We start from the raw sequence: 15,761 nt of genomic DNA on the forward strand, positions 1-15,761 counted from the left end.
GTCAGATTTACATACATTTGTGAATGTATGTACCATAGCATGACGATAATATAAACGCAGCAATGGGTTTTTAGACTCAGGACCCTTGATCAATTTGAAATCGGACACTCGAGGTTTACATATGAACAAAAACAGAGGGTTAACGCCTCTGGCGGTCGTTCTGATGCTCTCAGGCAGCTTAGCGCTAACAGGATGTGACGACAAACCAGCTCAACAAGGAGCTCAGCAGGCGCCAGAAGTAGGCGTCGTGACGCTCAAATCTGAACCTCTACAAATCACCACCGAATTACCAGGCCGTACCAATGCTTACCGCATTGCGGAAGTGCGTCCTCAGGTTAGCGGCATTATCCTGAAGCGTAACTTCACCGAAGGCGGTGATGTGAAAGCCGGTGAGTCTCTGTATCAGATTGATCCAGCAACCTATCAGGCCTCTTATGAAAGTGCGAAAGGTGATCTGGCGAAAGCACAAGCCGCGGCCAAAATTGCTCAGCTGACGTTGAACCGCTACCAAAAGCTGCTCGGTACCAAGTACATCAGCCAACAGGATTACGATACCGCTCTGGCCGATGCACAGCAGGCTAACGCGGCCGTAGTGGCAGCCAAAGCGGCCGTCGAAACCGCGCGCATTAACCTGGCCTATACCAAAGTGACCTCCCCTATCAGCGGTCGTATTGGTAAGTCTTCCGTCACGGAAGGGGCGCTGGTGCAGAACGGTCAGACCAATGCGCTGGCAACCGTGCAGCAGCTTGATCCGATCTACGTTGACGTGACGCAGTCCAGCAACGATTTCCTGCGCCTGAAACAGGAGCTGGCTAACGGCACCCTGAAACAGGAAAACGGCAAAGCCAAAGTGGAGTTGATTACCAACGACGGTATCAAGTTCCCGCAGGAAGGTACGCTGGAATTCTCTGACGTGACGGTCGACCAGACCACCGGTTCCATCACCTTACGTGCGATTTTCCCGAACCCTGACAAAAATCTGCTGCCAGGTATGTTCGTTCGCGCACGTCTGGAAGAAGGAACGAATCCAACCGCACTTCTGGTTCCACAGCAGGGTGTGACCCGTACGCCACGCGGCGATGCGAGCGCGCTGGTTGTTGGGGCTGATGACAAAGTCGAAACGCGCAATATCACCGCCACCCAGGCGATTGGCGATAAATGGCTGGTGACGGAAGGTCTGAAAGATGGCGATCGCGTGATTGTTACTGGTTTGCAAAAAGTTCGTCCTGGCGCGCAGGTTAAAGCACAGGAAGTGAAATCTGACGATAAACAACAAGCTTCGGCCGCTGGCCAGTCAGAACAAACCAAGTCTTAACTTAAACAGGAGCCGTTAAGACATGCCTAATTTCTTTATCGATCGCCCCATATTTGCGTGGGTGATCGCCATTATCATCATGCTGGCCGGGGGACTTGCGATCCTGAAGCTGCCTGTCGCGCAATATCCAACGATTGCGCCACCGGCGGTGACAATTTCCGCAACCTACCCGGGGGCTGATGCGAAAACGGTGCAGGATACCGTCACCCAGGTTATCGAACAGAACATGAACGGTATCGATAACCTGATGTACATGTCCTCAAACAGTGACTCCACCGGTACGGTTCAGATCACCCTGACCTTCCAGTCAGGTACGGATGCTGACATTGCGCAGGTTCAGGTGCAGAACAAACTGCAGCTGGCAATGCCTTTGCTGCCGCAGGAAGTTCAACAGCAGGGTGTGAGCGTTGAGAAATCGTCCAGTAGCTTCCTGATGGTTGTCGGCGTTATCAACACCAACGGCACCATGACGCAGGAGGATATTTCCGACTACGTGGGCGCCAACATGAAGGACGCCATCAGCCGTACTTCCGGTGTGGGTGACGTGCAGCTGTTCGGTTCCCAGTACGCGATGCGTATCTGGATGGATCCGAACAAGCTGAACAACTTCCAGCTGACGCCGGTTGACGTGATCAGCGCGATTAAAGCGCAGAACGCCCAGGTAGCGGCCGGTCAGCTCGGCGGTACGCCGCCGGTGAAAGGCCAGCAGCTTAACGCCTCGATCATCGCGCAGACCCGTCTGACCTCTGCCGATGAGTTCAGCAAAATTCTGCTGAAAGTGAATCAGGACGGTTCGCAGGTTCGCCTGCGCGACGTGGCGAAAGTTGAGCTGGGCGGTGAGAACTACGACATCATCGCGAAGTTTAACGGTAAACCGGCTTCCGGTCTGGGTATCAAACTGGCGACAGGCGCTAACGCCCTGGACACCGCCACGGCGATCCGCGCAGAGCTGAAGAAGATGGAACCGTTCTTCCCGTCAGGTCTGAAAATCGTTTACCCGTACGACACCACGCCGTTCGTAAAAATCTCGATTCACGAAGTGGTTAAGACGCTGGTTGAGGCGATCATCCTGGTATTCCTGGTGATGTACCTGTTCCTGCAAAACTTCCGCGCGACGCTTATCCCAACGATTGCCGTGCCGGTTGTTCTGCTCGGGACCTTTGCGATCCTGTCGATATTCGGCTACTCGATAAACACCCTGACGATGTTCGGGATGGTGCTCGCCATCGGCCTGCTGGTGGATGACGCCATCGTCGTGGTCGAGAACGTCGAGCGCGTCATGGCGGAGGAAGGTCTGCCGCCGAAGGAAGCGACCCGTAAATCAATGGGCCAGATCCAGGGCGCGCTGGTCGGTATCGCGATGGTGCTGTCTGCGGTATTTATCCCGATGGCCTTCTTCGGGGGATCCACCGGTGCGATTTACCGTCAGTTCTCTATTACCATCGTTTCCGCGATGGCGCTGTCGGTGCTGGTGGCGTTGATCCTGACCCCTGCCCTGTGTGCCACCATGCTGAAGCCGATTCAGAAAGGCGGTCACGGCGAGCATAAAGGGTTCTTCGGCTGGTTTAACCGCATGTTCGATAAGAGCACGCACCACTACACCGACAGCGTGGGTAACATCCTGCGCAGCACCGGTCGTTACCTGCTGCTCTATATCATCATCGTGGTGGGCATGGCCTTCCTGTTCGTTCGTCTGCCAAGCTCGTTCCTGCCAGATGAAGACCAGGGCGTGTTCCTGACGATGGCACAGCTTCCGGCGGGTGCCTCGCAAGAGCGTACCCAGAAAGTGCTGGATGAAGTGACGGACTACTATCTCACCAAAGAGAAAGACAACGTTGAATCCGTGTTTGCGGTTAACGGCTTTGGCTTTGCGGGTCGTGGTCAGAACACCGGTATTGCCTTCGTTTCTCTGAAAGACTGGTCTGAACGTCCGGGCGAAAAGAACAAGGTTGAAGCCATCACCGGCCGTGCAATGGGCACCTTCTCGCAGATTAAAGATGCGATGGTCTTCGCCTTTAACCTGCCAGCGATTGTTGAACTGGGTACCGCAACCGGCTTCGACTTCCAGCTGATTGACCAGGGCGGTCTGGGTCACGAAAAACTGACGCAGGCGCGTAACCAGCTGTTTGGTGAAGTCGCTAAACACCCTGACCTGCTGGTTGGCGTGCGTCCAAACGGCCTGGAAGATACGCCGCAGTACAAGATCGATATCGACCAGGAAAAAGCCCAGGCGCTGGGCGTATCCATCAGTGACATCAACACCACGCTGGGCGCGGCCTGGGGCGGTAGCTACGTTAACGACTTCATCGACCGCGGTCGCGTGAAGAAAGTGTACGTGATGTCAGAGGCGCAGTACCGTATGTTGCCGAACGATATCAACAGCTGGTTCGTGCGCGGCAGCAATGGTCAGATGGTTCCGTTCTCGGCGTTCTCAACGTCGCGCTGGGAATACGGTTCACCGCGTCTGGAACGCTATAACGGTCTGCCATCGATGGAGATCCTGGGTCAGGCTGCTCCGGGCCGAAGCACCGGTGAAGCCATGAACCTGATGGAAGAGCTGGCAAGCAAACTGCCTGCGGGTATCGGCTACGACTGGACCGGTATGTCCTATCAGGAACGTCTGTCCGGTAACCAGGCCCCTGCTCTGTACGCCATTTCACTGATTGTAGTCTTCCTGTGTCTGGCGGCACTGTACGAGAGCTGGTCGATTCCGTTCTCCGTTATGCTGGTGGTTCCACTCGGGGTTATCGGTGCGCTGCTTGCGGCAACGTTCCGTGGACTGACCAACGACGTTTACTTCCAGGTAGGCCTGCTGACAACCATTGGCTTGTCGGCGAAGAACGCGATACTTATCGTTGAATTCGCCAAAGATCTGATGGAGAAAGAAGGCAAAGGCCTTATTGAGGCGACGCTTGAGGCGGTTCGTATGCGTCTGCGCCCAATCCTGATGACGTCGCTGGCGTTTATCCTCGGCGTACTGCCGCTGGTTATCAGCTCCGGTGCGGGCTCCGGCGCGCAGAACGCAGTAGGTACAGGCGTGATGGGCGGTATGGTTACCGCGACCGTACTGGCTATCTTCTTCGTACCGGTGTTCTTCGTGGTGGTTCGCCGCCGCTTTAGCCGCAAGAATGAAGATGTTGAACACAGTCATTCGGTAGAACCTCACTGATACCGGTTTCACATCATAAAAAGGCCGCATTAGCGGCCTTTTTCATTTTCAGAAAAAATCATAAATTACGCTTATTGTGGCTCTATTTATTTTCTGCCATCTTAAATAGACATATCATAATTAACTGATAACTTAATCGGTGAATTCAGGATTTTTTTAATTTCATTTCCCCGCTTAAGGTATTAGGAATATTCCTAATAAGAAGTTCTTACAAAGATAAGTCTGAATCTGAACTTTTCTCATCATTTTTGCTAAGCCGATGAAACGTAAGGAAGCGATAAAACCCCGTCGTTAATTTGGATAAAAACGTTGAGTCCAGGGTGACCATTTGCGTTCACGCTCCCAGCCTGCGGTTTTATTTGTAATTTTTCGTAATAGCGCGGTGAAATCCAGGAAGGAGTGGCTTATAGTTAGGTTATCAGGAACACAGCACTCATGTAGCTAAGTCAGTTGTATCCATCCCGACAATGATGTTCGGTGAGTAAGAAATCACTCAGAAGGGGATGCGCTATGGACGAGTACTCGCCAAAAAGGCATGATATCGCGCAGTTGAAATTTCTCTGCGAATCCTTGTACCATGACTGCCTTGCCAATCTTGATGAAAGTAACCATGGCTGGGTAAACGACCCAACGTCTGCCATCAATTTACAGTTGAATGAGCTGATAGAGCATATCGCAACCTTCGCACTTAATTATAAAATTAAGTACAATGAAGATAATAAGCTCATTGAGCAAATTGATGAATACCTGGACGACACCTTTATGTTGTTCAGCAGTTACGGCATTAACGCCCAGGACTTGCAAAAATGGCGTAAATCGGGAAATCGGCTATTCCGCTGTTTCGTCAACGTGAGCAGAGCTAACCCGGTTAGTCTTTCCTGTTAAAATTATTACAATTACTAAGGTGAATTTATGTCTGATAAACCACTCACAAAAATCGATTATTTGATGCGCTTACGACGTTGTCAGTCAATTGACACGCTCGAGCGCGTCATTGAAAAGAATAAATACGAGCTTTCGGATAATGAACTGGCGGTATTTTATTCAGCCGCTGACCATCGTCTTGCCGAGCTGACAATGAATAAGCTGTATGACAAAATCCCTACTTCTGTGTGGAAATTTGTCCGTTAATCTTTGAAGGGTGTCTGTAGAGTTCTACGCCTCGTTCTGAGTATTTACCTATCCCGTTATGCTCCCTGTGCGTAAGCCAGGTCTCCGTGTAAAACGTGTTCAGCAGCATCAATGTTGTGACAATGGTCACATCGGCTTTTCGGGAACGTTCCCCTCCTGGCTTGTTCCGATTACCCTGCGGTAATCACATCCAGCGAGGTTTCCAATGAGCTTAGAAAAACAGAAAATGATTGCCGGTGAACATTACCGCCCCGGCGATGAGACGTTACGGGCCGACCGACTGCGGGCCCGCCATCTGGTATATCGCTATAACCACACCGCGCCTGATGAAAAAACAGAACGCCAGAACATTCTGGCGGAACTTCTGGGACAAAGCGCAGGCGCTTATATAGAACCGAGCTTCCGCTGCGACTATGGATATAACATTTATCTGGGCAAAAACTTTTACGCTAACTTCGACTGCGTAATGCTGGACGTCTGCCCTGTTCATATTGGCGATAACTGCATGCTCGCGCCGGGTGTTCATATTTATACGGCTACCCATCCCGTGGACGCGGAAGAACGAAACAGCGGCGTGGAGTTTGGAAAACCGGTCAATATAGGAAATAACGTCTGGATTGGCGGCCGGGCGGTCATTAACCCTGGCGTCACCATTGGTGATAATGTGGTGGTGGCCTCCGGCGCCGTCGTGACGAAAGACGTCCCGGCTAACGTCGTCGTAGGCGGCAACCCGGCAAAAATCATCAAAACGCTGTGAGGTTCCGGGGAGTCAACTGTTATAGTATTTTAGCGCCAGACTGTTACTTTTTTCAGCCTGATGGCTCCCCTAAAATTGGCAGACACCCTGTATTGTCAACTCTCATGAAGGCAAATAATGACCGAGATACAGCGCCTGCTTACCGCCACCATCGACGATCTCAACCTCCGCGAAAAGCGCGACAATCGCCCGCGCTTTAGCATTAGCTTTATTCGCAAACATCCGGGACTGTTTGTCGCCATGTATGCCGCCTGGCTGGCGACGCTTATTGTGATGCTGAAGTCCGAAACGCTGGTGGACTCCGTCTGGCTGCTGGTTGTACTGTTTGTCGTCTTTAACGCCTTTTTCTTTTTCGACGTGAATCCGCGCTACCGTTACGAAGATATCGACGTGCTCGATTTCCGGGTCTGCTACAACGGCGAATGGTACAACACGCGTTACGTGCCCGAGGAGCTGATCGAAAGCATCATGCACTCTCCGGCGGTTGAAGCCGGGCAAAAAGAGAAGCTGCAGAAAATGGTCTCCACCAAAGGTCAGCTCTCTTTCTATGATGTCTTTACCCTTTCCCGCCCTGCTGCCGCGTAATTAACGCCTGCAGACGTCGGATCCCCGGCGCAAACTGAGAAGCAGAGGTATTGCCGTAACCTAAAACCAGACCGGTTTGCCCCTGCTTCGCCTCCAGGTAGTACCCGCTCAGCGCAGCGGGTGCCAGCTGAAACGCCCTCGCCTGCTCCACCAGCCTCTGGTCGTCAATATCGTCTATCGCCAGCGCCAGATGCATTCCCCCTTCGCCTGCCAGAATGCGGTGCGGAGAATGAAGCTCTGCGCTCAGCACCTCCCGCAGCTGGCGGTAGCGTTTACGGTAGAGCCGACGCATGGCGGCAAGATGACGGGCGTAATGACCTTCCTCAATGAACAGCGCCAGGGTACGCTGCTCCGCACGATGCCCCCCGCGCAACAGCGAGCCGATGGCCGGGCGAGCCGCTTTCGCCAGCGCTGGCGGTAACACCATGAACCCCATTCTGAGCGATGGAAAAAGCGTTTTACTGAACGTCCCCAGATACACAACGGGCGCATTGTTGACCATTCCCAGCATCGCCGGTACGGGCTCACCGGCATAGCGGAACTCGCTGTCGTAATCGTCTTCAATGATCCACGCGTTGTGCTGCCGGGCCAGCTCCAGCAGCGCCAGCCGCCGCCGCGCGCTGAGCACGCTCCCGTAAGGGAACTGATGCGAAGGTGAGGTAAAAATCAGTGAAGGAGCGGGCGAATTCACCCCTTCCCAGCACATTCCCTCGTCATCAACCGGTATCCCCGTCATTGCCAGGCCGGTTTTAACAAACGCACTCTTTGCCCCGCTATAGCCGGGGTTTTCTACCCAGGCGACATCGCCAGGCTCGCTTAACAGCATCGTGCAGAGATTGACGCCCTCCAGCGCTCCTTCCGTGATTACAATCTGGCTGGCGTCGCAGTCGATACCGCGGGACAGGGCGAGATGCCGCGCAATCGCCGCCCGCAGCGACGGCTCGCCGGCCGGGTCGCCATAGCCTAACAGGGCACTTCCCTCCTCGCGCAGGACGCGATCGTACAATCGCCGCCACAGCGGCAAGGGGAAATAGTTAATGGCAGGCGTTCCCGGCGTAAACGCCATCACCGGGGTGTCGCGCGGCACAGGCGCGGGCAGCAGGGCGACCCGTTTTGTCAGCCTGACGTCAGGATCCGGCAATGCCCGGGCAATCGTACGATGAGCGAATTGCCCCACCCGCGTCCCCTGACGGTTACGCAGCAAATAGCCTTCGAGCGTGAGCTGGTCCAGCGCCGCATTGACGGTGTTTCGGGAAACCGCGATCTGCTGCGCCAGCGTTCGCGAGCCGGGCAGCTGGCTGCCGGACCGAAGCCTTCCGCCCAGTATGGCCTCCCGCAAAGCGAGATAGAGCGCGCGCTGGAGCGTCTCCTGCCCACGCTTTTTCAGCGCAGCATGGAGCAAAGTGTAAAGCTCATCACCGGGTATATTCATCTTCCCTCCTTGTGGTACCAGAAAAACATAGCCTGGTGGTTCTTTTTAAGGAACCAGCAATTCTCTAATCTGGAGATCTTTTCAACGTCATGGAAATAAAGATGAATACATTCAATGCGTTTGGACAGCCCGTAGGCGAAGCCCTTATCGACTGGCAGCCTCGTCAACACCCATCCCGGGTGGTCCTTCAGGGTCACTATTGTCGGCTTGAGCCGCTGCGTGTGGAGCATGCCCGCGCGCTGTTCTCTGCGTATTCCCTGGCCGAAGATACCCGCAGCTGGACGTGGCTATTGCGTGAACCCGATGCCACCGCAGAGGAGTTTGCCGAATGGGTGGCGAGCGTAAGTGAGTTATCCGATCCCATCCACTTTACCGTGATGGATAACCGGACCCAGTCTCCTGTCGGGACGCTGTCTCTGATGCGGATCGACCCTAAAAATGGGGTCGTGGAAGTGGGGCACGTTCACTTCTCTCCTCTGTTAAGCCGCACGCCAGGGTCGACAGAAGCGCAGTATCTGCTGATGCGATACGTGTTCGATACCCTGGGGTATCGGCGTTATGAATGGAAGTGCAATAGCCTGAACGAGCCTTCCCGCAAAGCGGCGCTGCGTCTGGGCTTTCAGTTTGAGGGGCGCTTTCGTCAGGCGCTGGTGATAAAAGGCCGTAACCGGGATACCGACTGGTTTTCGATCCTCGACAAAGAGTGGCCTGCGCTGGCGAGCGCCTTTGAAAGCTGGCTTGCCACCGACAATTTTACTGCCGATGGCAAACAGAAAAGAGCCCTGGAAAGCTGGCGAGAAACGCGCGTTTAGCGTCTTTTTTTACGTCCCTGAACCGCCTTAAAGCGCGGATTAGATTTGCAAATCACGTATAAGCGTCCCTTGCGTTTGACTATCTGGCAATCCGGGTGACGCTGCTTTGCACTGCGTAATGAGTTAAGTACCTGCATGGTTAGCCCCGCTTCGCATTGAGAAAGCCGCCAAAACGCTTGCGGAAGCGTGCTGCACTGCCGTCCGTCGAGAACGTTTTCTGCTTACCGGTATAAAACGGGTGCGATTTTGAAGAAACCTCGATGGTGATGTACGGATACGTTTCACCGTCGAGTTCAATTTCGCGGTCGGTTTTAATGGTTGAGCCGACTTTAAAGTATTCATTCGCGCTGGTGTCGTGGAATACCACGGTGCGATAGGCTGGGTGGATATCGGGTTTCATCGTAAATCCTTTGTGTTTTGTTATAACATAACAAAATAATATCCAGGCGAGGTTGAAAAAACAACCCCTCTCTTCTGACGTTATTTTCTGATTTACCTTAGATAAAATGAAAACCACGCCACCCACGTGCTATAACTATATCATTTCGCGGTAAAATCTTTCTCTTCAGGCAGGGAACTCAATGCCCAGGAACGGGTATACGAGGAAGGACACGACAGCATGAAAACCCGACATCTGGTCAGTCTGGTGACTGGCGTACTTATCTTTTCTGTGCTGGTCCCCATTTGCCTGAGCATCTGGCTGGCCCACCGCCAGGCTGAAGATAAATTTGCCGATGCGCTGGATAACTATGCCTCCCGCGTGCTGGTACGCACCGACAGGGTTGTGGATCAGGCAAAAGAAGCGCTCGATCACCTGCAGGCCTTTGACGGCGTGCCGTGTAGCCCTTTGCAATTAAGGGAGATGCGCCGGGTTGCTTTCTCGTGGCGATATGTCCAGGAAGTGATTTATATCGACAACCTTCGACCGCTCTGCTCTTCCCTGGAGCAAACCAGTCATGCGTCCCCTTTCCCCCCTCCGATGCGCATTACCGAAGATGGTTACAGCGCCTGGCTGACCACCCAGAACGATCTTGGGTTTAACCGCTACATGGCGGTGCTGGGAAAAGGCAACTACCTTGTGATGGTCGATCCTGCCTCGCTGGTGGACGTGATCCCTTTCGGCGAGATTGCGATTGATGCCGCCCTGGTAGGAAGCGCAACGCACCGCATATTCGCCAGCAGCAGCAAGCTCGACTCTCACATCCGCGACATGGTTCAGGAGCGGGGTGTGAAAAGCGTGCAGTACAACGGTTCAATGTACGTCATGAAGTCTGTACCTGAGCTTGGGTTTACCGTCGTCGCATGGGCAACGCTCAAACCGCTCGCTGAAACCTGGCACCGACAGCTTCTTTTCTGGTTACCGTTCGGCATGTTGATAAGCCTGCTCGCCGCACTGTTTGTCCTGCGGATCCTGCGGCGTATCCAGTCGCCGCGCAATCGCCTGCTTGACGCCATTAACAGCCGGGATTTTGTGGTGCACTATCAGCCCATCGTAGCGCTCTGTAGTGGAAAAATTGTGGGCGCTGAGGCGCTGACGCGCTGGCCGCAGCCAGACGGAAGCAGTCTTTCGCCGGATATTTTTGTCCCCCTTGCCGAGCAAACGGGGCTCATCTCGCAGCTCACGCAGCTCGTCATCGAAAAGGTGTTTGAAGATATGGGCCACTGGCTGCAGCGCCATCCGGATCAGCATATCTCCATTAACCTCGCCCCTGCCGATTTAACCTCCGGCATCCTGCCGCCGCTGCTGAGTCAGCTCCTGAATAAATGGCAAATCCATCCCAGACAGATCGCCCTGGAGCTCACCGAGCGCGGTTTTGCCGATCCCAAAATTAGCGCACCGGCTATCGCCGCATTCCGTCGTGCGGGCCACCCTGTCTATATTGATGATTTTGGCACGGGCTATTCCAGCCTGAGCTATCTGCAGGATCTGGACGTCGACACGCTAAAAATCGATAAGTCGTTCGTGGATGCGCTGGAATATAAAAACGTGACGCCGCACATCATTGAAATAGCGAAGTCGCTGAAGCTGGCGATGGTAGCGGAGGGCGTCGAAACCGCAGGGCAACTCGCCTGGCTACACCGCCACGGCGTGCAGTACGGTCAGGGATGGTTTTACAGTAAAGCGCTGCCAAAGACGGAATTTATTCTTTGGGCAGAAAATAACCTCGGCATGCATTCTACTTAAGATAGGATTTCATCACCCGTAACACCACGCCAAGATCGGCTTCACGCTGCGCTTCTTCAGGCTCTTTCACCACATGATCGGTTAAATGCCCTTCGATCACCTGCATCATCATGCCATTCACCGCCCCGCGGATCGCCGCCAGCTGCTGTAACACCTCGGCGCATTCGTGATCGCTGTTGAGCATTTTTTCCAGCGCGGTGCTCTGCCCCTGAATTTTCTTCAGGCGAGTCAGTAACATCTTCTTGTCTCGAACGGTATGTGACATCTCTGTATCCCTTATTTTTTGGCTTTTAAAGCATATCACGCTCTACTCCCCCTGAGTATTTTTCTACTGGGGGGTAGTATTGAACTACTGGGGGGGAGTAGTATCTCCGCACGCTTTCCACTCCGGAATTTCCCATGACCGATTTTGCTTCACTCCTTCAGCAGGGCAATGCCTGGCTGTTTGTTCCCAGCGCTATCCTGCTCGGTGCGCTACATGGCCTGGAACCGGGCCATTCAAAAACAATGATGGCCGCCTTTATTGTTGCCATCCGAGGCACGCTGAAACAGGCGGTGCTGCTCGGCCTGGCGGCCACGCTCTCCCATACGGCGGTGGTCTGGCTCGTTGCGATGGCGGGATTATGGTTTGGTCGGGGCTGGGATGCACACACGTCCGAACCCTGGTTCCAGCTGATCTCCGGGATGCTGATCGTTGCGATCGCCCTGTGGATGGCGTGGCGAACCTGGAAAGAGAGCCAGCCGCACGATCGTCATCATCACGACCATGATCACCACCATGACCACCATCATGATCATCATCACCACGAACACACGCTGGTTGAAGAAGAGTGGCAGGATGCCCACCAGCGCGCTCACGCGCAGGATATTAACCGGCGCTTCAGCGGTCAAAATGTCACCACCGGACAGATCGTGATGTTTGGCCTGACCGGCGGGCTTATCCCCTGTCCGGCGTCCATCACCGTGCTGCTGATCTGCCTGCAGCTGAAGCATTTAGCCCTCGGCGCGACGCTGGTGTTCAGCTTCAGTATTGGTCTGGCGTTAACGCTGGTCGCTTCCGGCGCGATTGCCGCCTTAAGCCTCAAGCACGCGACCAAACGCTGGCCCGGGTTTAGCGAATTCTCCCGTAAAGCGCCGTGGATCTCCGCTGCGCTGATTACCGTAGTAGGGATTTACATGAGCCTGCATGGCCTGAGCGGCATTCTGGCGTAAGACTGCGGCCACGCTCTGTGGCCGCATCTTCATGGTCAGTTAAGGGTTCTGCTGCCAGCTGAAGGTATAGCGAAGCTGGCGTGTCTGCAGGAGGAATTCCGGCGAGACGCTGGGGCTCCAGGAGTCGTCGCCTCCCACGCCCATATGGAACGCATCGAGATTGAGCCAGCATCCCGGCTCCTTGCGCAGCAGATGATGATGGGTTGTCTCACGCAGCTGCTGCTGGCCGTAGCGGCTCACCGAGAAATGGAACCGGCCGTTCAGCTGATGCGTTCCCACCACAAGTTCCCGGGTTTCACAGCGCAAACCATTTTCCGTCGGGAAGATATACGGCGTGTGCATGTCCTCGAGAGGTAATGTCCAGCGACCCTGCTGCGCCGCCAGCTTTCTGTCCGGGTAGTTTTCATGCGGCCCCAGCCCCAGCCAATGAACGTTTTCCGGCGTTTCGGCAAGATGAACGCTCAGGCCAACGCGCGCGGGTTCAGGGATATCAGACGCAACATCAATCTGAATATCGCCATGCAGAACGCCCCGTTCGTCTACCCGCCAGACTTTACGGCTCATGAACAGGGCTTTGCCGCGATACTCAAGCGCGTGCTGGGTTGTAACCACCACGTCGCCTGTGTGCTGCTGTGCCTCACAGTGCAGAACGCGCGAGGTGAGATCGTACATGCCCGCCGCTTTCCAGCGTTCAACCCAGGCGTTCGGATCGATCTGCGTCGCTTCACTCACGCCAATGTCGTTATCCAGCGGCGCGCGGCTGACGTTATCCGCCAGAGGTGAAAGGAGCGTTTCAACGCCGTTTCGCCACCATTGGGACAGGTTTCCGGTTGCACGATCGAACTGCCAGCGCTGTTGACGATGGGCGATCTCCAGGATGCGATCGGTTTGCGTTAACACTGGAGGTTCGCCCGCCGGGGCTGGCGGAGCAATAAAGAGTGGAACCGGAAGCGGCCACTGCTCCCACGCGCAGCGATGGTCAGCCGGAGACCACGGCGTTGCCCGCGGCTGGCGTACTTCAACGTTCAGCCAGACCTCACCCGGCCCGGCGTTCAGCGCCGGCAGGTCAATCTCCAGACGCTGGGTACCTTCAGGCGCCATCGAGAGCGTCACCTCGCCCGCAGCGAGTACGTCCCCGTCGCGGGCGACCGTCCAGTTCAGCACTTCGTTATCGGTGTAGCGGAACAGGTAGCCGCTTTGCACCTCAATCACCAGCGGAGAGGTGCTGACCCGCGTAAAGGTAAAGAACTGCTGGGCGCGCTGCGCCTCGTACAGCGCCGGGTGCGGCGTGCGGTCGGGGAATACCAGCCCGTTAAGACAGAACTGCCGATCGTTCGGCTTATCCCCGAAGTCTCCGCCGTAGGCCCAGAACGTATTGCCCTTTTCGTCCCGTTTCGTCAGGGCCTGATCGACCCAGTCCCAGACAAACCCACCCTGCAGGCGAGGATGGCTGCGAAACGCTTCCCAGTATTTCGCGAACCCGCCAAAGCTATTTCCCATCGCGTGGGCATATTCACAGAGGATCAGCGGACGCGTTTCGTCCGGCATGCCGATCCATTTCTTGATTGACCATTTTGGCACGGCCGGGAACGGCTGATCCCGATCGACCCGTGCATACATTGGACAAACGATATCGGTCGCCGCCGTGTTCGCGCCGCCGCCTTCATACTGCACCGGACGCGTAGGATCGGTGGTTTTCAGCCAGCGGTACAGCGCATCGTGATTCGCGCCGTGGCCCGACTCATTGCCCAGCGACCAGATGATAATTGAGGGATGGTTACGATCGCGCTGCACCATGCGGGTCACGCGCTCGCTCATGGCGGGCAGCCAGCGCGGATCGTCAGCAAGGCGGCTCATCGGTACCATGCCGTGCGTTTCGATATTGGCTTCGTCAACGACGTATAGCCCGTAGCGGTCGCAAAGCCGGTACCACAGCGGATGGTTCGGGTAGTGCGAGCAGCGCACGGCGTTGAAGTTGTGCTGCTTCATGATGTCGATATCGCGGCGCATGGTCGCTTCGTCCATCACCTGACCGTTTTCCGGGTGATGCTCGTGCCGGTTAACCCCGCGGATCAGCAGCGGTTTACCGTTGAGCTTCAGCAGGCCATTGCTGATTTCAACGCGGCGGAAGCCCACGTCGCACGCCTCAACCTCCAGCACCTCACCCTGCGGGTTAAGAAGCGCAATCGTCAGGCGATACAGTTCTGGCGTTTCAGCGCTCCAGAGCGCGGGCTGGTCGACGGGGATCGCTGCCGTTAGCCGCTCGGCCCAGCTGCCGCGCTCGTCAACAATGGCAGACCCCGGCTGCCGGGAGACGCTGGCGCATTTTTCCCCCTTGCGCCACAGGGTAAAGACCACCTCGCCGTCCGCAAAGCCAGCGCCTGCCAGCGTGACATCCACCTTCAGCACCGCGCGGTCCAGCTCCGCATTCAGATCCGTTACGACGTGATAATCGGCAATCTGCGTCTCGGGTTTATGCAGCAGCGTTACATCGCGGAAGATGCCGCTCATGCGCCACATGTCCTGATCTTCAAGATAGCTGCCGTCGCACCAGCGCAATACCATGACCGCCAGGCGGTTCTGCCCGGGGCGTAATGCCACCGAGAGGTCAAATTCGGCGGGCAACCGGCTATCCTGGGAATAGCCCATCCACTGCCCGTTGCACCACAGATGGAACGCCGAGTTCACGCCGTCGAAGATGATGCGGGTCTGCCCGTTCTGAAGCCAGGCGTCATCCACCTCAAATGTGAGCGAGTAACATCCGGTCGGGTTTTCCTGCGGCACGAAAGGCGGGTTAACGGGAATGGGATAGGTGACATTGGTATAGATGGGCGTGTCGAAACCCTGCATCTGCCAGTTAGACGGCACGGGCATCGCAACGGCATCCGCGCAATCTTCGGTTACCCATGCCTGAGGAACCCGCTCCGGCGCGGTAAAGTAGCTAAACTGCCATAGCCCATTGAGACTGTGCCTGCTGGCGGATCCGGCGTCATCTCTTGCCGAGGGCTCATTGCGCCAGCTGTGCAACGGCGCGTGTGCGGCCAGACGGTTCCACTGGGTGACGCCAGGATTTTCCCAGTCCCGACGGGCCAGAATTGCGCTGAGGGTCAGCGGTGAAGTGGTGGACATAGTAACCTCTTTGCGAAGCGCTCACAATTTTGGT

The 15,761-nt window shown here is 55.4% G+C and carries 14 protein-coding genes; 9 read left to right on the top strand and 5 right to left on the bottom strand.

The window, feature by feature from the left end; all coding sequences use genetic code 11:
- Nucleotides 1-121 precede the first annotated feature (121 nt).
- The 6 genes from acrA to P346_RS05665 all read left to right on the top strand — a co-directional run bounded on the left by acrA (nucleotide 122) and on the right by P346_RS05665 (nucleotide 6,957).
- Nucleotides 122-1,315: a multidrug efflux RND transporter periplasmic adaptor subunit AcrA gene (gene acrA / locus P346_RS05690; RefSeq protein ID WP_029741963.1), complete on the top strand. Its 1,194-nt coding sequence runs from the start codon at nucleotides 122-124 to the stop codon at nucleotides 1,313-1,315.
- 22 nt (nucleotides 1,316-1,337) lie between these two features.
- Complete coding sequence (gene acrB / locus P346_RS05685) at nucleotides 1,338-4,484, top strand: multidrug efflux RND transporter permease subunit AcrB (RefSeq protein ID WP_029741964.1); 3,147 nt, start codon at nucleotides 1,338-1,340, stop codon at nucleotides 4,482-4,484.
- Between the two features lie 510 nt (nucleotides 4,485-4,994).
- On the top strand, nucleotides 4,995-5,369 hold the full coding sequence (gene tomB, locus P346_RS05680) for an Hha toxicity modulator TomB (RefSeq protein ID WP_008499288.1): 375 nt from the start codon (nucleotides 4,995-4,997) through the stop codon (nucleotides 5,367-5,369).
- Between the two features lie 27 nt (nucleotides 5,370-5,396).
- Nucleotides 5,397-5,615, top strand: coding sequence for an HHA domain-containing protein (locus tag P346_RS05675; protein ID WP_008499287.1), 219 nt, complete (start codon nucleotides 5,397-5,399; stop codon nucleotides 5,613-5,615).
- A gap of 205 nt (nucleotides 5,616-5,820) precedes the next feature.
- Complete coding sequence (gene maa, locus P346_RS05670) at nucleotides 5,821-6,372, top strand: maltose O-acetyltransferase (protein ID WP_032661485.1); 552 nt, start codon at nucleotides 5,821-5,823, stop codon at nucleotides 6,370-6,372.
- 117 nt (nucleotides 6,373-6,489) lie between these two features.
- On the top strand, nucleotides 6,490-6,957 hold the full coding sequence (locus tag P346_RS05665) for a YlaC family protein (protein WP_032661488.1): 468 nt from the start codon (nucleotides 6,490-6,492) through the stop codon (nucleotides 6,955-6,957).
- Here P346_RS05665 and pdxR read toward each other — a convergent pair.
- On the bottom strand, nucleotides 6,929-8,389 hold the full coding sequence (gene pdxR / locus P346_RS05660) for a MocR-like pyridoxine biosynthesis transcription factor PdxR (RefSeq protein WP_032661490.1): 1,461 nt from the start codon (nucleotides 8,387-8,389) through the stop codon (nucleotides 6,929-6,931). The two genes, P346_RS05665 and pdxR, sit on opposite strands and share 29 nt — an antisense overlap.
- A 101-nt stretch (nucleotides 8,390-8,490) precedes the next feature.
- On the opposite strand from pdxR, the gene P346_RS05655 reads away from it, so the two are divergent.
- The gene (locus P346_RS05655) at nucleotides 8,491-9,201 is read left to right on the top strand and encodes a GNAT family N-acetyltransferase (RefSeq protein WP_032661493.1); all 711 of its coding nucleotides are present in this window, start codon (nucleotides 8,491-8,493) and stop codon (nucleotides 9,199-9,201) included.
- On the opposite strand, the gene ykgO is transcribed toward P346_RS05655, so the two are convergent.
- Both ykgO and P346_RS05650 read right to left on the bottom strand, forming a co-directional pair.
- The gene (gene ykgO / locus P346_RS0121865; protein WP_003859006.1) at nucleotides 9,198-9,338 is read right to left on the bottom strand and encodes a type B 50S ribosomal protein L36; all 141 of its coding nucleotides are present in this window, start codon (nucleotides 9,336-9,338) and stop codon (nucleotides 9,198-9,200) included. The genes P346_RS05655 and ykgO overlap by 4 nt on opposite strands.
- A 2-nt stretch (nucleotides 9,339-9,340) precedes the next feature.
- Complete coding sequence (locus tag P346_RS05650; protein WP_010428154.1) at nucleotides 9,341-9,601, bottom strand: type B 50S ribosomal protein L31; 261 nt, start codon at nucleotides 9,599-9,601, stop codon at nucleotides 9,341-9,343.
- A gap of 219 nt (nucleotides 9,602-9,820) precedes the next feature.
- Between P346_RS05650 and P346_RS05645 the strand changes: the two genes are divergently transcribed.
- Nucleotides 9,821-11,386, top strand: coding sequence for an EAL domain-containing protein (locus P346_RS05645; protein WP_032661495.1), 1,566 nt, complete (start codon nucleotides 9,821-9,823; stop codon nucleotides 11,384-11,386).
- Here the strand turns inward: P346_RS05645 and P346_RS05640 are convergent.
- Nucleotides 11,379-11,651, bottom strand: a complete 273-nt coding sequence (locus P346_RS05640; RefSeq protein ID WP_023310594.1) for a metal-sensing transcriptional repressor — start codon at nucleotides 11,649-11,651, stop codon at nucleotides 11,379-11,381. The two genes, P346_RS05645 and P346_RS05640, sit on opposite strands and share 8 nt — an antisense overlap.
- 134 nt (nucleotides 11,652-11,785) lie before the next feature.
- On the opposite strand from P346_RS05640, the gene P346_RS05635 reads away from it, so the two are divergent.
- Entirely contained in the window at nucleotides 11,786-12,598 is an 813-nt protein-coding gene (locus P346_RS05635; protein WP_032661498.1) for a nickel/cobalt efflux protein RcnA, read from the top strand.
- A 39-nt stretch (nucleotides 12,599-12,637) separates the two neighbouring features.
- On the opposite strand, the gene P346_RS05630 is transcribed toward P346_RS05635, so the two are convergent.
- Nucleotides 12,638-15,727 carry a beta-galactosidase gene (locus P346_RS05630; protein ID WP_032661499.1) on the bottom strand — a complete coding sequence of 1,030 codons (3,090 nt, stop codon included), beginning with the start codon at nucleotides 15,725-15,727 and terminating at the stop codon, nucleotides 12,638-12,640.
- Nucleotides 15,728-15,761 lie beyond the last annotated feature (34 nt).

It is taken from the genome of Enterobacter sp. DC1, from assembly GCF_000568075.1.
Classification (GTDB): domain Bacteria; phylum Pseudomonadota; class Gammaproteobacteria; order Enterobacterales; family Enterobacteriaceae; genus Enterobacter; species Enterobacter asburiae.